The organism is Aureibaculum algae, from assembly GCF_006065315.1.
Classification (GTDB): domain Bacteria; phylum Bacteroidota; class Bacteroidia; order Flavobacteriales; family Flavobacteriaceae; genus Aureibaculum; species Aureibaculum algae.
In genome coordinates, this window is sequence record NZ_CP040749.1 from 189,597 (window position 1) to 208,593 (window position 18,997).

Sequence of the window (18,997 nt, forward strand, 5' to 3'; positions counted from 1 at the left end):
CACTTCTATTCCTCCAACAATTTATTAATTGCATCTAAATTTGGTGCTAATATAATTTCTATACGTCGGTTTTTAGCTCTTCCTGTTGAGGTGGTATTACTTGCAATTGGCATAAATTCACCACGTCCGGCTGCGGTAACTTGTTTTTGAGGTACATTATTATCTACCAAAATGCGTACAATGGCTGTCGCTCTTTTAGTTGATAAGTCCCAATTATCAATTAACACCCCTTTTCCTCCATAAGGAACATTATCTGTGTGACCTTCAATCAATACATCAATATCAGGATTTTCAGTTAAAACGGCTGCTAAGTTGTTTACGGCTCTTTTACCTTCGCTATTTACTGCCCAGCTACCAGAACTGAATAATAGTTTGTTTTCCATAGAAACATACACTTTACCGTTCTTACGCTCTACAGTTAAACCTTTACCTTCAAAACCTTGTAAAGCTGCTGAAACAGCATCTTTTAGTTGTTGCATGGCTGCCTCTTTTGCAGCTATTAAGCCTTCTAGTTGATCAACTCTTGCTGAACGTTCACTCAACTGACTTTGCAATTCTGCCAAACGTTCGCTTTCTGCAGCTAATTTAGCTTCTTTGTCTTGTAATTCTACTAATAGTTTTCTGTTCTCTGCGGCTTTTGCAGATAGTTGTTGTTCACTATCATTGGCAAGATTTTCAAATTCTGCCTGAAGTTTGTTTTTTTTATCTTCCAGTTGATTTACCGCATTGGTAATTCGTTCTTTTTCTTCCGCTAAATTATCTAATTCGGATTGTAATCGTAAACGAGCTTCTTCTAAGTCCTTTTTTTGATCTATCAAATCTTGATTTTCACTAAATAGAGCTTCGTTACTCCCTCTTAGTTTGTCGTATTTTTCTTCAAGTTCAGTATATACTTTTTTAGAAACACAAGAGCTCAATAAGGTTAAGGTTAAAATGAATAAAGCTATTTTTTTCATGATTTTTATTTTTTAATTTGTTACAAAACACCACTAAGGTCCCCTCAAGGGGACAATTTTAATGAATTAAGTGAGTTCTCTTTACGCTAATTTTAAATATAAACTAAAATTCTAATTCCACTCCAATTGGACAATGATCTGAATGTTTTGCTTCTGGTAAAATATAAGCTCGCTTTAAATTCGATTTAAGCGGTTCTGACGCCATGCAATAATCTATTCGCCATCCTTTATTATTGTTTCTAGCATTGGCCCTATAACTCCACCAGCTATAATTATCAGGTTCTTTGTTAAAATGTCTAAAAGAATCGATAAAACCACTATCAATAAACTTGCCAATCCACTCTCTTTCTACAGGTAAAAATCCTGAAACACCTTTCATTTTAGGATTGTGGATATCTATCTCTTCATGACATATATTATAATCGCCACAGATAACTAAATTCGGAATTTCTTTTTTAAGGTTGTCTATATATTCTAGAAACTCATCCATATAATTAAGTTTAAAACCTAATCTAGCATCATTTGTACCTGACGGTAAATATAAACTCATTACTGAAACGTTATCAAAATCAAGACGTAAATTTCTTCCTTCAAAATCCATTGATTCAATACCTGTACCATATTCAACATGTTTCGGTTTTGTTTTTGATAGGACAGCAACACTACTATATCCTTTTTTTTCAGCTGAAAACCAGTAATGATAAGAGTAACCTGCCTGTTCAAAAATTTCCAAATCCAATTGCTCTTTATGAGCTTTGGTTTCTTGGATACAAATTACATCAGGATTAGCGGCTTGTAACCAGGTCATAAACCCTTTTTTTAAAGCAGCTCGTATACCGTTTACGTTATAGGAAATAATATTCATTTTTATGTTGTGTTTTAATGTTCAGACTCAAATAAATCTCTTAATTTTCTTCGCATTACTTTGCCTGAGGCGGTTCTTGGTAAGGAGTCAATTTTAATCAATTCTTTTGCTCTAAACAGTGGGTTTAGCTCATTTTTTATAAGCGTATTAATCAAATTAAGGTATGACTCATTCTCAGTTTCTCTTGCGTTAAGAGCAACATAATAAATAACCAAAACACTTGGGCCACCATCTTCAGGAGAAATGGCAATAGCCGCAGATTCTTTAATGAAATGTAACCGATTAATTACCGCTTCTATTTGAATTGAACTCACTTTTATTCCACCTAAGTTCATGGCGTCATCAACTCTACCCATAGCTTTGTAATATCCATTATTTAAACGAATTAATTGATCACCATGCCTACGTAATTTCAGACCGTTATAAGTAGGTGTATCTTTAAAATAAACGTCGTGATGATCTCTGTTTAATAATTTTTCTGATAATCCCATAATTGGTGGAAGTAAGAATAATTCGCCTTTGTCTGAAGGTTTGTATTCATCATTTAATAGAACAAATTCTCCTCCAAGAGCTTGTGTAGAAAAAGTACTAGGTATATTTTCTTGTACTACTGTACTGGTAACATAACCGCCACCAATTTCAGTACCACCACAATATTCAATAACTGGTTTGTTATTACCCAGTTGCATTAAATATTCCATTTCTTTAGGGTTTGAAGCTTCTCCAGTAGAACTAAAGCATTTTATTGCGTTCCAATCTAAATTTTCGTTACACTTCGTTTTAATCCAGTGTTTTACAATACTTGGCACTAAGCCCAACATATTTACTTTAGCATTTTGCACAAATTCGCCAAAATTTCTATCAATAGGAGCACCATAGTATAATGCAATACTTGCTTTATTAATTAATGCAGCAAAGATAAGCCAGGGGCCCATCATCCAACCTAAATTGGTAGGCCAGCATACAACGTCATTTTTTTGAATATTGTGATGATAATAACCATCAGATGCACTTTTTATTGGCGTAGTATGTGTCCAAGGAATTGCTTTTGGTTCACCTGTTGTTCCTGAAGAAAACAAAATTGTCATTAGATCTTCAGGATTGTGCAACACACTTTTAAAAGAAGTATTGTTAGATAAGAAATCATCCCAAAAGAGATCATATTCACGTAGACTCAATGCTTCTTCTGTTGCTTTAATAACAACGGCTTTTGGAGCATTTGCTTCTAAAATTTTACTGTAAAGAGGTAGTTTTTTTCCTGCTCTTAATAAATAATCTTGGGTAAATATAAGTTTGGGTTTCGTAATTTTTAAGCGGATGGCAATTTCATTTGGTGTAAAACTATCGGCAATAGTTGCCACAGGTATACCGGCTTTAATAGCAGCTAAATAAATAGCAACCGCTTCTAAAGTTAATGGCATGTCTATAGCAATAACATCTCCTTTTACTAAACCACTATCAATAAGACTATTCGCAATTCTATTTACTAATTTTTCTAATGTTAATTGAGAAATACTTTGAAGTTCATCATTTTCTTTTTGATATATAATTGCGATAGCATCATCATCATTTTGAAAACAACTATCAACAATATTTAATTTAGCACCGTTAAGCCATTGTGGGTTTTCAACATCATCTGAATTATAAATTTCAGAAAAGGGATTTGTTAGATTAATATCAAGGTTTTTAATGGTCTCCGTCCAAAATTTCTTTTTATCGGAGACCGACCATTTCCAAAATTTAGTATAATCTGTAAAATGATGCTCTTGCATCATTTTAAAAATGTTGCTATTTTTTATAATCTCTTCACTAGGTTTCAAAGACATTTAAAATTGATTTAAAATTCAGGATCTACCTCAGTAGTATTTTGATCTTCTTCTTGCTGTTTTTTATATTTATCACAATCTAACTCGACGTCAAAGTTGGCTGGTTTTATAAAAGCACCATCACTAATTTCAAGTTCTTTGTCGGCATAACATTTTTTCATATATAATGCCCAAATTGGTAGTGCCATTGATGCTCCTTGGCCTCTTCCTATATCAGCAAAATGTATAGATCTCTCCTCTCCACCTACCCAAACACCAGTAGTCAAGTTAGGTACAAAACCCATAAACCAACCGTCCGATTGGTTTTGTGTAGTACCCGTTTTACCACCAATAGGGTTTTTAAATTTATAGGGATGACCCGAAACAATACTATCAGGATAACTTCTAGCGGCATTTCGTAAGCGAGCTCCAGAACCATATTGCGTAACACCTTCTAATAAGTTAACTACGGTATATGCAGATTCTTCACTCATCACCTCTTTGGTTTCTGGTGTAAAATTTTCTAATACCGTTCCATTTTTATCTTCAATACGTAATATCATTATTGGTTTTACGTACATTCCTTTACTAGGAAACGTATTGTAGGCACCAGTCATTTCAAACAGTGATAAATCTACAGTACCCAGTGCTATTGAAGGCACAGCGAGGATATCGCTTTCAATTCCTAAGTTTTTAGCCAATTTAACAACGTTTTGTGGTGTTGTTTTGTCGATCAATTGAGCGGTTATAACATTGGTAGAGGTTGCTAACGCATTTTTTAAGGTTTTAAATCCACCATATTTATGATCCGCATTTGCGGGTGCCCAATCTTTATCTAAACCATATTTTCCTTTCGGGATGGTCCAAATTGTATTTGAAAATTCCTCACAAGGAGAGATTTGTAATTGATTGATTGCGGTCGCATATACGAACGGCTTAAAGGTTGAACCTACTTGACGCTTACCTTGTTTTACCATGTCGTATTGAAAATGCTTATAATTAATACCACCAACCCATGCTTTTACATGACCCGTTTGTGGTTCCATAGACATCAATCCTGCTCGCATAAAATATTTATAATATCTAATGGAGTCCATTGGAGTCATGATGGTATCAATATCTCCTTTCCAAGAGAATACTCGCATTTCTGTTTTTTCGTTAAATGATTTTTTAATGTCGGCTTCAGAAACACCGGCTTTTTTCATACGTCGGAATCGATTGGAGCGTTTCATTGCAGACTCCATATTTCGTTCAATTTCCTTTACCGTTAAATCATAATAAGGAGCATTCTTATTCTTTTTTTGTTGCTTATAAAAGACACGTTGTAGGTTTGACATATGTTCTTTCATAGCATCTTCGGCATACTGTTGCATGCGAGAATCTAGAGTCACATAAATTTTTAGTCCATCACGGTATATATTATATTCAGTACCATCTGGTTTTTTATTGTCTTTTACCCAAGTCTTTAAAAACCCTCGTAAATATTCTCTAAAATAAGTGGCAACACCATAACCTGTGTCTTCTGGAGAAAAATTAATTACCATTGGCAATTTTTGTAAAGAATCTTTTTCTTCAAGCGAAATCACCCCATTTTTTTCCATTTGTTTAAGCACCACATTTCTGCGTAACAAGGTCTTTTCTTTTTTGCTTTCTCTGTGGGGATTGTAAAGGCTTGGATTTTTAAGCATAGCTACCAATACAGCAGCTTCTTCAATTTTCAATTCTTTAGGTTCTTTACCAAAATAGATTCGAGCTGCAGAACGGAGACCAACAGCATTGTATAAGAAATCTTGCTTGTTGAAATACATAGTAATGATTTCTTCTTTAGTATATTGACGCTCTAATCTAATTGCAATAATCCACTCTTTAATTTTTTGAGAAAGTCTTTCTATAAGGTTTTTAGAACCTTCACCATGAAATAATAGCTTTGCCAATTGTTGTGTAACCGTACTGGCCCCACCATCTTTTCCTAATTTAACAAAAGCTCTAGTTGTACCATAAAAATCAATACCTGAATGTTCGTAAAAACGTACATCTTCAGTAGCGACTAAGGCTTTAACTATATTTTCAGGAATGTCTTTGTATTTTATCGGGGTTCTATTTTCATTAAAATATTTACCCAATGTTTTATCATCGATAGAGATTACTTCAGTTGCTAAATTATTTTCAGGGTTTTCAAGTTCTTCAAAAGATGGCAAAGGGCCAAAAACGCCAATAGAACCTAGAAAAAATAATAGAGCTATAAATCCGAAGCCACCTAAAAACAGTATCCAGAGCCATTTGGTAAATTTTTTAAATGTAGCCGTGTTATCTGGTTTTTTTTTACTCATTATTGTTCATTTTTTCAATTTGTATACCTACATCTGTTACTCCTTTTAACGATGTTATTCCATCAACTTCTCCACTTTTACGCATAGCTTGCTGAATAGAGATGTTGTAAGTACCAGTTGTAGGGAAAATTACGTTGCTTTTAAATTCTAGAACGTTTTCTTTAAGATCAGTTAAACCCTCACCTAAAAATTTACCGTCTACATCTGCCATTTCATATTCTAACGTATCAACAACTTTATAATTGTTAGGAAAATCAATCCCTACAATTAAAAATAAATTACTGTAGGCATAGTCGTTATTATTTCTGAGATTTATATATACATTATTTCTAGAAATAGTATCAATTGGACTAAATTCAAACTTGACAAGAGAGTCTTTATGCCATTCGGTATTTGGCATTGATTTGTATTGATTAAAAACTAAATTATCATTACATGAAATTAATGCTATCGAAACGAAAAGTAAGCCTAATATATTACGCATTTTTGCGGGGAGATTTTCTTTTATTATTTCTATTTTTTCTTCTTTTATTACTCTTATTTCCTTTGTTTTTGTCAAATCTAGTTAAACTGTCTTGACCTACAACATTTGTAAAAGCAGCTTCAGGTACGGTAGGAACATTTATTTTAGATGCATACATTTCTAAACTAGCTACTTTTTTCCCTTCTTTATTTATTTTAATGATTTCGTTTACCTTTTCCGCTTCTAAATCAACCCATTGCATTGGGTTGTCTTTGTAAGCATACCAGAGTAATCCTTTAAAAATATCCATTTTTTGGAAAACAGCTGTTCCTTTTTCCGTTTGAAGCCAGGTATCTGTTTTTGGGAAATTTTTTAATGCATCTAAATAAGAATCCAATTCATAATTTAAACAACATTTAAGCTTACCACATTGTCCGGCTAATTTTTGCGGGTTTAATGATAATTGTTGGTATCTAGCGGCTGAGGTGCTTACAGATCTGAAATCAGTTAACCAAGTAGAACAACATAACTCGCGACCACAAGAACCAATTCCTCCTAATCTGGCTGCTTCTTGACGCAGACCCACTTGTTTCATTTCAACTCTTATTTTAAAAGTTGAAGCCAATTCTTTAATTAACAGTCTAAAATCTACACGATCATCAGCGGTGTAGTAAAAAGTTGCCTTATTACCATCTCCTTGAAATTCAATGTCTGAGAGTTTCATTTTAAGACCTAATCTAGAAACTATTAATCTAGATTTTCGTTGAACTTCTTGTTCTTTGTCTCTAGCAGCTTGCCAAACTTCAATATCTCGTTGAGAGGCTTTTCTGTAGATTTGTTTTACTTCTTCACTGTCAAAACTGACATCTTTTTTACGCATTTGAATTTTAACCAATTCTCCTGTTAAAGAAACGGTGCCAATATCATGTCCTGGCGAAGATTCTACAGCTACAACATCACCAATAGCGATGGCTAAATTTTTTGTGTTTTTAAAAAAATGCTTTCTCCCGTTTTTAAAACGTACTTCAGAAATGTTAAAAGAGGATTGCCCATTGGGCAATGTCATGTTTGAAAGCCAGTCGAAAACTGTTAGTTTATCACAACTTCCAGTACCACAATTTCCATTACTTTTGCATCCTTTTGGTACACCATTTGTATCCGTAGAGCAACTATTACAGCTCATATTTTATATGTTATATTTATAATTATACTCAAGAATGAGTATAATGTAAATTCGTTTTCAATTAAAACACAATAGATTTTCTACTGATTCGTTTTAATATTTTATTAATTTGTAAATATAAATATAATTCATAACATTAAAAGTTAATAAAATTATATTTAAAAATTAGTACTTTTGACACCTATACACTTACAATAAAACGAACCCATAATGAAAAGATTATTGCTTGTTTTGTCGCTACTACCTTTCACTTGTTTTTCCCAAATTATAGGGGAAGCAAATGGTGGTGAGGTAAAATTTAACCCAAATAATTTAGCATGTATTACGGAAGAAGCCAAAGCGAAAATTAATACTGAAGTTGAAGTTAATGTAGCCAAGTTAATTAAACAGGGTAAATTGTCGATAAAAAAAGCAGGTTTGGCAGCACCAACTTTTATTTGGCCTGTTAAAAAGGCAGCTACGAGCGATTTTAACGATGTTTGGGCAATTTCTAATTATGTAGACCATGATGCTACATTTCCTGATAAAGTTCAGGATTATAATTGTGGAACGAATACCTATGATACCAGTTCTGGTTATAATCATTCAGGTACTGATATTTTTACATGGCCTTTTTCTTGGTATCAAATGGAAAATAATTTAGCTGAAGTTGTGGCTGCGGCTCCAGGTGAAATTATATATAAGAATGATGGTCAATTTGATAAGAGTTGTACTTTTAATTCAAATACATGGAATGCAATTTATGTGCAACATAGTGACGGCAGTAGAACCTGGTATGGTCACCTAAAAGATGGAAGTTTAACCACTAAAATTGTTGGAGACACAGTTGTTGAAGGTGAATTTTTAGGAGTTGTAGGTAGTTCTGGAAATTCTACCGGTCCTCATTTACATTTTGAAGTTTATGATAGCAACAGTAATTTAGTTGATCCTTTTAGCGGGACTTGTAATAATATTACAAGTTGGTGGCAAGACCAACCTGATTATACTGATCCAAATATTAATGCGGTTTTAACACATAGTGCACCACCAAATTTTGACAATCCTTGCCCTCAACTAGAGAACACGAATTTAGCTAATAAATTTTTACCAAATTCTACAATATATTTTGCAGGTTATTTTAAAGATCAATTGGCAGGAACAACAGCGAATTTTGGGATCCGTAACCCGAATGGTATAAGAATTGCGGTGTGGGATGAAAATTTTACTGATTCATTTAATACATCGTATTGGTTTAGGAGTGTTGATAATCTTGCTACCTTAGGTACTTATAGATTTGAAGTAACTTATGAAGGTCAAACGATTAGGCACGAGTTTGAAGTTGCTGCTACTTTGGGAGTTGAAGATGAAAAATTAGCACAAATTTCAGTAGCTCCAAATCCTTTTGAGGATGAATTAAAAATTTCAGGCTTTACCTTTAATCAAGCTGATTACAATATGGCTGTTTTTAATCAATTAGGTCAAAAAGTTGTTGAAAAAGAAGATTTTTCTGCTCGTTTAAATTTACAATTTTTATCTAAAGGGTTGTATTTTCTAAACATTGGTGATAAAACTACAGGAAGTTCAAAATCATTTAAAATCGTAAAAAAATAAATGCTTTTTTCAAATATTATAGATCAAGAAACAGTAAAAAAACAACTTATCTATAGTGTTGAAAGAAACCGAATACCCCATGCACAACTTTTTGTTGCACCAAAGGGTACAGGTGCTTTACCATTAGCTATTGCTTACGCTCAATATATCTTATGTAATAATAGTGATGGTGAAAATAATACAGGAGACCAGGTCTGTAATACAAAGATTAACAATCTAAGTCACCCTGATTTGCATTTTGCATTTCCTGTTGCCACAACGGATAAGGTGAAAAGACACCCTGTAAGTGATTTCTTTTTAGAAGAATGGCGTCAATTTATAAATGATAACCCGTATGGTGATTTATTAAGTTGGTACGCACATTTAGGTATTGAAAATAAACAAGGTCAAATTGGTGTAGATGAAGCAGAAGCAATCGTAAAAAAGTTGATTCTGAAATCGTACGAAGGTGGTTATAAGGTCATGATTATTTGGATGGCCGAGAAGCTTAACACAGCAGCAGCCAATAAATTACTAAAACTAATAGAAGAACCGCCAAACAAGACTATTCTATTGTTGGTTACCGAGAGTGAAGAGCAAATTATTAGTACCATATTATCTCGTTGTCAGATTGTAAAATTAAATCCTTTAAGTGAAAATCATATTAAGGAAGCTTTAATAGCACGAGAGCATATTACAGAAAATGAAGCTGTAAAGATTGCCCATCAAGCAGATGGAAATTGGAATAAAGCAAGAAATATTTTACATAACTCAACAAGCGATGAACAATTTGAACAGTGGTTTATTACTTGGGTACGAACCGCTTTTAAAGCAAAAGGCAATGCTGCCGTAATACAAGAACTAATTGCTTGGAGCGATGCTATTGCATCAAACGGTAGAGAGGTTCAGAAAAGTTTTTTAAACTACTGTCTCCAATTTTTTAGACAAGCTTTATTGAAAAATTATACAGCAGATTCGTTGGTGTTTTTAGAGCCCTATACCACAAGTTTCGATTTAGATAAATTTGCTCCGTTTGTTCATAGTGGTAATATCATGGAGATTACTAAAGAGCTTAACGATGCTATTTATCATATTGAACGTAACGGTAATGCCAAAATCATCTTATTGGATTTATCAATAAAGTTAACACGGTTACTTCATCAAAAAGAGGCGGTTTAAAATTTACTGCAACACATAAAAGTAGATCGCCATAAAGTGTGAAAAACTACCCAATAACACAAATACATGAAAAATGGTATGGTTGTATTTTATTTTTGGAATGCTGTATAAAATGGCACCCACGGTATAAAATACGCCACCAGCCACCAGCCAATATAATCCGTTTATGGGCAAATTTTCTAGTAATGGTTTTACGGCAAAAATGATAATCCATCCCATACCAATGTAGGCTGCGGTAGAAATTTTTTCAAACCTACCAGTGTAAAATAATTTAAGAAAAACTCCAACAAGAGCAATTCCCCAAGTAATGCCAAAGATTGTCCAACCTAACGTTCCTTTTAAAGTAATGAGTGTAAAAGGAGTATAGGTTCCTGCAATAAGGACATAAATGGCAGCATGATCTAAAATGTTTAATTTTTTACGTAGTTCTGGTTGTTGAGCGTAATGGTAAAAAGTAGAAGCAGAGTACAACAAGATTAAACTCGCTCCAAAAATAGAAAAACTTACAATATGCCTTGCGGTTCCATGATCATTAGCATGAATAATCAAAACGACTAAGGCTATAATACTTAAAACTAATCCAATGGCATGTGTAAGTACATTTAGTCTTTCTTCGGTAGAATTATAATATGTTAGATGTTCATTTTTCATCATTGATATCATTTACTAATTCCGTATAGATTGTGTCAAAAGCCTCTTTTTTAATGGATTCCATATCGTCAATAGTTAAACCTTCTGTTTGGATAAAGTTATGAATTTTTACTCTTAATTTACCTGGCCATCCACTAAAAAATGTCCATGAAAAACGTTTTTTAACATCATAGAAAGTCATGGGTACAATGGGTATTTGATGTTCAATTGCTAAACGGAAGGCACCATTTTTGAATTCACTCAAAACAATGTCTTCGTGAGGGACTAACCCCTCAGGAAAAATGGCAATGCTTAAGCCTTGATCTAATTTCTTTTGGGCTAAAATATATACTCTTTTCCGACTTTCAGCATTACTTCTGTCCACCCAAATACTTGTTTTTCTAAAAATGTATCCAAATAAGGGCAGTTTTACCAATTCCTTTTTACCAACGAACACGGCTGGGTTTTTCATAACTGACAACATTAACATCACATCAATTAGAGAGGCGTGGTTCGCAATAAACAAATAGCTTTCACCAGGAATTATTTCTTCTTCTGTCTCAACTACAGGTTTAAAACCCATCACAAAGATGATGGTTTTACCCCAAGCCTTGGCAATTTTAAAAAAAGTAGGATATAAACTATCGAAAGAGATTACTACAATTAAAACGGGTAACGCAACGAGGATTGAAAAAAATACCCATCCATAAAACCAAATACGCCAAAATACGCGAAAAATATTTTTTAATAATTTCATTGGGGTAAATTTAGGGAATCTGTATAAACTCCAATGTGTAAATTTAAAATCTCAAAAAAGACGGGAATATTATTTTTGAAATTTGTTTTTTAGAATTTGAAATATTGTGATTTGTGATTTGTACTTTTGCTTTAGAAAAATAAGTTATGTCAAGAATTCTTACAGGGGTACAAAGTACCGGAACACCACATTTAGGCAATTTGTTAGGAGCTATTATACCAGCCATTGAAATGTCTAATGATCCATCAAATGATTCGTTTTTGTTTATTGCGAACATGCATACATTAACACAAATAAAAGATGGAGCTATTATAAAGCAAAATACGTATAGCACAGCAGCAGTATGGTTAGCATTTGGAGTAGATATAAATAAAACGGTTTTTTATCGACAAAGTGACGTACCGCAAGTAACAGAATTATCTTGGTATTTAAGTTGTTTTTATCCGTATCAGCGTTTAACATTGGCACATGGCTTTAAAGATAAAGCAGACAGATTAGATGATGTTAATGCGGGGTTATTTACCTATCCAATGTTAATGGCAGCAGATATTTTATTGTATGATGCTGAGGTAGTGCCTGTAGGAAAAGATCAATTGCAGCATTTAGAAATGAGTAGAGATGTGGCCAATCGTTTTAATCATAAAATGGGAGATACATTGGTGCCACCTGAAGCTAAAATAGAAGAAAATGTGAAAATTGTACCTGGTTTGGATGGTGAGAAGATGAGCAAATCGCGTGGCAATGAGATTAATTTATTTTTGGATGATAAAAAATTACGTAAAGTGATTATGAAAATCCAAACAGATAGTACGCCGATGGAAGAGCCTAAGGACCCAGATACATGTAATTTATTTGCCTTGTATAAATTAGTAGCTGATGAAGAGCAAATAGCAGATATGCGTGCTAATTATTTAGGTAGTAATTATGGGTATGGACATGCCAAACAAGCTTTTTATGATTTGCTAATTACAAAGTACGCTAAAGAACGTGAGTTGTACCAGTATTACATGAATAACCTAGATGAAATAGATAAAGCTCTTGAAATTGGTGCTGTTAAGGCGACAAAAGTGGCTAGTGAAGTTTTGGGTAGAGTTAGAGAGAAATTAGGGTATTAGAGGTTGAAATTCTTAGAATTTTGTGAATAGAATAATCATTATTAGTACATAAAATAATACACCCAAAATTCTGGCAATAGCAGCTTGTTTTATTTTTTTATCAAAGCCATATGTTGCAAATCGATTTTCTTGATCATCATTAAAGTCTCTGGCGGGAAATAAACTTCTGTAAGTCATATTTATTGGAAGTAAGAAAAATCCAAACCATTCAGCAACAGTTAATGAAGCGTTTTTACGCTTTCTTTATTTTCATCTTCTAGGTTCATGCTAAGCTGCCGGATTTGGCATCTTACTATGCACAGCATTAATTTCGGCAATAATTTCGTCAGACAATTCAATGTTTATACTATCAATATTTTCTTTAAGCTGTATCATTTTTGTTGCCCCTATTATATTAGAAGTAACAAATGGCATTTGATTTACAAATGCAAGTGACATTTGAGCTAAACTTAATCCATTTTTCTGAGCAATTTTTAAATACTCAGCAACTGCTTTTGAGGATTCTGGGCTACTATATCTGTTATAAACAGGAAATTGATTTATACGAGCATCTTTAGGGGCTTTTCCGTTTAAATATTTACCAGATAACACTCCAAATGCCATTGGAGAGAATGCCAATAAGCCAATATTTTCTCTTAAAGCTACTTCTGAAAGACCTGTTTCAAAAATACGGTGTAATAAAGAATAGGCGTTCTGAATGGTAATCATTCTAGGTAATTTTTTTGTTTTAGCCTCTTCTAAATATCGCATGGTTCCCCAAGGTGTTTCATTTGAAAGTCCCACATGTCTAATTTTACCTTGTTTTACAAAACCATCTAAGGTTTCTAAAATTTCAGCAAAATTATCTTCCCATTGCGAAGCTACCTGATAAGGGTAGTCTCTAACACCAAAACAATTTACAGGTCTTTCTGGCCAATGTAGTTGATATAGGTCAATATAATCGGTTTGTAACCTTTTTAAGCTATTATGAATGGCTTCTGTAATGGCTTCTTTTGAAAATCCAGTTGTTCTGACGTGCTCCGTATAGGCTCCAGTTCCAGCAATTTTACTAGCTAAGATAATCTTATCTCTATTACCTGTTTTTTTAAACCAAGTGCCTATAATTTCTTCTGTACGTCCATACGTTTCTAATTTTGCTGGAACAGGGTAAAGCTCTGCTACATCAAAAAAGTTAACACCTTGTTCTAGGGCGTAATCCATTTGCTCGTGACCTTCGGCTTCGGTATTTTGTTGTCCCCATGTCATGGTACCCAAACAGATTTTGCTAACTTCAATATTAGTTTCTGGTAATTTGCTGTACTTCATGAAATAAGAGTTTTAATAATGAAACTCTGTCTTTAAAATAGTTTATGTAAACGAATTAATCTTCGTATATAGCCGCTATACCAGGTAAAGTTTTACCTTCTAACATTTCTAACATGGCACCACCACCTGTTGAAACATAGCTTACTTTGTTTTCAAAACCGAATTGTTTTACCGCTGCAACAGAATCACCACCACCTACAAGAGAAAAAGCTCCATCAGCAGTAGCATCAGCTATGGCATTACCTAATTCAATAGTTCCTTTAGCAAATTTTGGCATTTCAAAAACACCAACTGGGCCATTCCATAAAATGGTTTTTGATTGAGCTATAATCATTGAAAAAGCTACATTAGTTTTTGGACCAGCATCAACACCTTGCCATCCATCTGGTATGTGAAAAATGTCTACTACTTGCGTATTGGCATCATTACTGAAAGCATCAGCAGCGATAACATCTACAGGTAAATGTACTCTTACACCTTTTTCTTTGGCTTGTTTTAATATGTCTAATGCTAATTCTTGTTTATCATCTTCGCAAATAGAATCACCAATACTTCCACCTTGTGCTTTTATAAAGGTAAAACTCATACCACCACCAATAATTAAGTGATCTACCTTGTCTAAAATATTTTCAATTACGGTGATTTTTGAAGAAACCTTGGCACCACCTAAAATTGCGGTTACGGGCTTTTCACTGTCTTTAAAAACTTTATTTATACTCACAATTTCTTTCGCTAATAAGTCACCGAAACATTTTCTACCTTTAAAAAATTGAGCTACAACAGTTGTAGATGCATGGGCTCTATGAGCTGTACCAAAAGCATCATTAACGTAAATGTCACCAAGCTTAGAAAGTTTTTTAGCAAAGTCAACATCTCCATTTTTTTCCTCATCGTGAAAACGTAAATTTTCTAATAATAATACTTCTCCAGGTTCTAATTCAGCAGCGGCTTTTTCAGCTTCTTCACCAACACAGTCATCAACAAATTTTACTTGAACACCAATGATTTCACTTACGGTATCAACAATATGAGAAAGCGAAAATTCAGGACTAACTCCTTTTGGACGACCTAAATGTGACATTAAAACACAACTACCTCCGTCTTCCAATATTTTTATAATAGTTGGCTTTGCAGCTTCGATTCTTGTAGTGTCAGTTACTTTAAAGTTTTCATCTAAAGGCACGTTAAAATCTACTCGGATTAATGCTTTTTTATTCTTAAAATTGAAATCGTTGATTGTAGTCATGTGTTATAAAATTTTGAACTACAAATATAATCTTTCTCTTACTTTTTTAGTCTAGATTTATCTGTTTTTTTACAATAATGGCATCATTTATTATAAAAGGCATAGGCATCATGGTTTTTGTTCTTGGTGTAATGTCAAAAGCCATACTTTCAAACAAATCATAAGAGGTTTCATAGATTATAAATGATGGATTTTGCTCTTTGGGAATTGAAAAGCGTATTGATAAGTACGCGTCATCATTTGAAAAATAATAGCTTAAAACTTGGCTATTGGTTTTAAATACAAATTCAGAATTATTTCTATTGGGCAGCAATTCGCCATTTACAACAAAGGTTTTAAAGGAAAGGGCATTGGTAGAAAGTAGCTCTATTCTATTTATTTTTCTTTGAGGAGTTATTTTTAAATCTATATGTCTGTATGCATCAATAATTGTGTCTTTGCTAATTTCTATTTGGGGTTGAATTATAGTTTTGACTTCTGTTTTTTTATGCAATTTTATTTTCGTGCCATACTTACTGGCCGTTGTTGAATTATCAAAACCTCCTTCTAGAGGGTTATCACCCAAAAATTGGGTTGTGAATGCATCAGTCTTTTTGTTATAACTAGCCCAATAAGCTTCGTTTTTGTCTGCATCTAAAACATAGATGATACTATTTGGTTGTTTTTGTTCAATGGAATAGCCTGATTTAAATGCTGCTGAAATAAATAAAAGCAATGAAAGTGCTAGAAACAATCGTCCTAATTTTTTTATGTTTTTATAAGATGAAAAAATGGGTACGAGTAAACCAAATAATAGCACGATAAAAATACTGCTAACTGCTAGTATTTTTAATCCCAATCCGATTGGAAACATTTGTATTAAAGGGACGAAGATAAATAAAACAGGAATTGATAACACACTTAATAAAACGGATTGATGTTCTTTTTTTGAGAATAGTAGTATTACTAAGGCTATTATACCATATATGACTGCTAAAATAAAATAGCCGGCTCCTTTTAAATAAATGCTTATCGCTATATTCATGATAATCCAAATTAATAGTGGGGCGATTATTAAATTTTTAGCTTCTATTTTTTTAAAATAACGATTATAAATAATTATGCAAATGGCTAAAGTTAAAGCTGAAAAAGAGGCAATATACCAATGGCCATTGTAGGTGAATCCGTGTAAAATATCCTGATATTGAGGGTGGATTTTGAGAATTATTTTCCAACCGAAAAAGGTAATGAAGCCAGAAATTAGCATGGAGAATAAAAATGGAATAAACCCTTTAAATAAGTGAGTAAGTAGTAATTTCTTTTTTGAAACTCCAAAAATTAGCAATCCTAAAAATATGAAGCTGAAAATTATAATCATTGGTATTACCCATGAAAAAGGATAATATATCATACCTATATAAGGCATATTAAAATATACGTTATCACTATCTGAATTGAGATTAGTTAAATCAGCATCAGCAAAGTAATTTAGCAACGGTATCAAATAACTAGCCTGGTGTTCTAATGTATTTCTGTCTAAGCGTTCATAACTATCTTGTTCTGTGTGATAATCAAAATGGTCATCAATAAAGGCAAAATTGTAGCCTTGAATTTTACCATCCTCTCTAAAAACAGTTAAATCAGTATCGTTTGGTAACATTTTGTAAATACTATACATTAATGAACTTGCAACGGGATATTTTGGCTTAGCCTGAGCAAATTGTTCAATTAGTTTTTTGTTACCCCCATTAGTTTCCATGAGCATATAGCTGGGGCCGCCACTACCTCTTGCTTCAAAATTCAAAACCAAGCCAACGTCTTTAGCCAAAGGATGATGATTGACAAATGCATTTGCACCTAATAATCCTAATTCTTCAGCATCAGAAATTAGAATAATAATATCATTTTTAGGAGCTTTATGAGTTGTCATAAATGCTCTTAGACCCTCTAAAATTGTCACGACACCACTTCCAGCATCACTAGCTCCCAAAGAAGAATGAACAGCACTATCATAATGGGTTAAAAGCAATAATGCTTTTGAATTATCAGTGCCTTTTATTTTTGCTATGATATTTTGTGTATTTGTGCCCGCTCTCCACTTTTTATTCAGAGCCACTTGCTCTTGAATTTCAGTGGTCAATCCTAGTTTTTCTAGTTCACTAACAATGTATTCTTGTACTTTTTTATGTGCTGTGGTACCCACAAAGTGAGGTTTTTGGGTTATTTCCTTTAAATGCACGAGAGCTCTATCACTCGAAAACTCGTTAAGTGGAATAGTTGTATCAGATTTTTCTTTTGGCATTAAGCTACTGAATGACAAGTAAATGATTGTTGTAATTATAATAAATGAAATGGCTGAAGCGTATTTTTTCATTCTGATTATAGGTTTGATTGAAAATGGATTTTTGACTAAAGTAAGTATTTTTAAAGAATTTATGTTATATTTATACGAACCTAAAAATATTAAGTTATGGCAATCAAAAGTTTTCAAGGCAAAAGATCTCAACCTCAAAAAGAGGAATTAAAACCAGCGTTAGTGTCTGATTACATGACTACAAAGTTGATTACATTTAAACCAGACCAACCCGTTTCTGAGGTGATAGAATCTTTAATTCAAAATAGAATTTCAGGTGGACCAGTTGTTAACGAAAATAATGAATTACTCGGTATTATTTCTGAAGGAGATTGTATTAAGCACATTTCAGAAAGCAGATATTATAACATGCCAATGGATAATAATACAGTAGATAAGCACATGGTAAAAAATGTGGATACTATTGATGGAAATATGAATATTTTTGAAGCAGCTGATATGTTTTTAAAAGCGAAGCACAGACGTTTTCCTATTGTAGAGAACGGTAAGCTAATAGGACAGATAAGTCAAAAAGACATTCTTATTGCAGCTCTTAAACAAAAAGGAGAGAACTGGAAGTAAAACTTTTAAATTTTTAATAAAAAAAAGCCCCACGCTACAGTGGGGCTTTTTTTTCTAACTAAACTATCAACTTAAACTAATTCTTATTATTCTTTATATTAAAATTTTCTAAATCCTCTTTTGAGAATTTCCTTAATCTGGGGAGAAAGGAGATAAAGTTTTAATGGTAATTTTTTTGTTGTTATCATAAAATTTCCACTTATTACGACTAAAGCATTGCTTGTTACGTTGCTTCGTTTATAAAACAATCTACACCTTAAAATTCCCCCTTCAAAATGAAGTTTTTTACTGTAATATTTTTAAACATCTGATTTTTAGTTGTTTTATGATTTTTTTATCTTTAATGATGAATGGAGTGTAAGAAATATAGGGTTGTTTTTTATTGAATTAAATAAAGTTAAGGCAGTGTTATCATTGTATTGGCACATTAGAAATAGCTAAGAGTAGATAGGTTTTTAATTGAGTCTATAAACAAAAAAAGCCTCACTCTTCAGCGGGGCCATTTTTCTCTAACTAAACTATCAACTTAAACTAATTCTTGTACTATTTTATATTAATATTTCTAAATCCCTTTTGAGGATTTCCTTAATCTGGGGAGAAAGGAGATAAAGTTTTAATGGTAAATTTTTGTTGTTGTTATCATAAAATTTCCACTTATTACGACTGAAACATCGTTTGTT

Annotated in this window: 16 protein-coding genes; 4 read left to right on the forward strand and 12 right to left on the reverse strand. The window is 32.9% G+C overall.

Translation table 11 applies throughout. The features are described from left to right. Nucleotides 1–5: 5 nt before the first annotated feature. From FF125_RS00805 to FF125_RS00830, 6 genes are all read right to left on the reverse strand, one after another. Nucleotides 6–956: an OmpA family protein gene (locus FF125_RS00805; RefSeq protein ID WP_138948003.1), complete on the reverse strand. Its 951-nt coding sequence runs from the start codon at nt 954–956 to the stop codon at nt 6–8. 103 nt (nt 957–1,059) lie between these two features. Beyond that, the gene (locus tag FF125_RS00810) at nt 1,060–1,821 is read right to left on the reverse strand and encodes an exodeoxyribonuclease III (protein ID WP_138948004.1); all 762 of its coding nucleotides are present in this window, start codon (nt 1,819–1,821) and stop codon (nt 1,060–1,062) included. Nucleotides 1,822–1,835: 14 nt separating this feature from the next. Then, nucleotides 1,836–3,647, reverse strand: a complete 1,812-nt coding sequence (locus FF125_RS00815; RefSeq protein WP_138948005.1) for an AMP-binding protein — start codon at nt 3,645–3,647, stop codon at nt 1,836–1,838. 11 nt (nt 3,648–3,658) lie between these two features. Continuing rightward, nucleotides 3,659–5,956 carry a penicillin-binding protein 1A gene (locus FF125_RS00820; RefSeq protein ID WP_175418842.1) on the reverse strand — a complete coding sequence of 766 codons (2,298 nt, stop codon included), beginning with the start codon at nt 5,954–5,956 and terminating at the stop codon, nt 3,659–3,661. Next, on the reverse strand, nt 5,949–6,440 hold the full coding sequence (locus tag FF125_RS00825) for a gliding motility lipoprotein GldH (protein WP_138948007.1): 492 nt from the start codon (nt 6,438–6,440) through the stop codon (nt 5,949–5,951). Before FF125_RS00825 ends, FF125_RS00820 begins: the two co-directional genes overlap by 8 nt. After that, entirely contained in the window at nt 6,433–7,602 is a 1,170-nt protein-coding gene (locus FF125_RS00830) for a PSP1 domain-containing protein (protein WP_138948008.1), read from the reverse strand. The genes FF125_RS00825 and FF125_RS00830 overlap by 8 nt, the downstream gene beginning before the upstream one ends. A gap of 210 nt (nt 7,603–7,812) precedes the next feature. On the opposite strand from FF125_RS00830, the gene FF125_RS00835 reads away from it, so the two are divergent. Both FF125_RS00835 and FF125_RS00840 read left to right on the forward strand, forming a co-directional pair. Beyond that, entirely contained in the window at nt 7,813–9,192 is a 1,380-nt protein-coding gene (locus FF125_RS00835; protein WP_138948009.1) for a peptidoglycan DD-metalloendopeptidase family protein, read from the forward strand. Further along, on the forward strand, nt 9,193–10,350 hold the full coding sequence (locus FF125_RS00840; RefSeq protein WP_138948010.1) for a DNA polymerase III subunit: 1,158 nt from the start codon (nt 9,193–9,195) through the stop codon (nt 10,348–10,350). Between the two features lie 3 nt (nt 10,351–10,353). Here the strand turns inward: FF125_RS00840 and trhA are convergent, their stop codons facing one another. Both trhA and FF125_RS00850 read right to left on the reverse strand, forming a co-directional pair. After that, entirely contained in the window at nt 10,354–11,004 is a 651-nt protein-coding gene (trhA, locus tag FF125_RS00845) for a PAQR family membrane homeostasis protein TrhA (RefSeq protein WP_138948011.1), read from the reverse strand. Beyond that, a complete protein-coding gene (locus tag FF125_RS00850) occupies nt 10,991–11,737 on the reverse strand; it encodes a lysophospholipid acyltransferase family protein (protein WP_138948012.1) in 747 nt (248 codons plus the stop codon). Before FF125_RS00850 ends, trhA begins: the two co-directional genes overlap by 14 nt. Nucleotides 11,738–11,883: 146 nt before the next feature. Here FF125_RS00850 and trpS point away from each other — a divergent pair, with 146 nt between their 5' ends. Further along, complete coding sequence (gene trpS, locus FF125_RS00855) at nt 11,884–12,852, forward strand: tryptophan--tRNA ligase (RefSeq protein ID WP_138948013.1); 969 nt, start codon at nt 11,884–11,886, stop codon at nt 12,850–12,852. 12 nt (nt 12,853–12,864) lie between these two features. Here trpS and FF125_RS21815 read toward each other — a convergent pair whose 3' ends face one another. From FF125_RS21815 to FF125_RS00870, 4 genes are all read right to left on the reverse strand, one after another. Continuing rightward, nucleotides 12,865–13,029, reverse strand: a complete 165-nt coding sequence (locus FF125_RS21815) for a hypothetical protein (protein WP_175418843.1) — start codon at nt 13,027–13,029, stop codon at nt 12,865–12,867. A gap of 90 nt (nt 13,030–13,119) precedes the next feature. Beyond that, nucleotides 13,120–14,157 (reverse strand): NADP(H)-dependent aldo-keto reductase, encoded by a 1,038-nt coding sequence (locus FF125_RS00860; RefSeq protein ID WP_138948014.1) that lies wholly within the window; start codon nt 14,155–14,157, stop codon nt 13,120–13,122. 55 nt (nt 14,158–14,212) lie between these two features. Continuing rightward, a complete protein-coding gene (locus FF125_RS00865; protein ID WP_138948015.1) occupies nt 14,213–15,403 on the reverse strand; it encodes a phosphoglycerate kinase in 1,191 nt (396 codons plus the stop codon). A gap of 46 nt (nt 15,404–15,449) precedes the next feature. Further along, nucleotides 15,450–17,756, reverse strand: a complete 2,307-nt coding sequence (locus FF125_RS00870; protein ID WP_138948016.1) for a M28 family peptidase — start codon at nt 17,754–17,756, stop codon at nt 15,450–15,452. A 96-nt stretch (nt 17,757–17,852) separates the two neighbouring features. On the opposite strand from FF125_RS00870, the gene FF125_RS00875 reads away from it, so the two are divergent. Next, the gene (locus FF125_RS00875) at nt 17,853–18,317 is read left to right on the forward strand and encodes a CBS domain-containing protein (RefSeq protein WP_117883895.1); all 465 of its coding nucleotides are present in this window, start codon (nt 17,853–17,855) and stop codon (nt 18,315–18,317) included. The last annotated feature ends 680 nt before the right edge of the window (nt 18,318–18,997 follow it).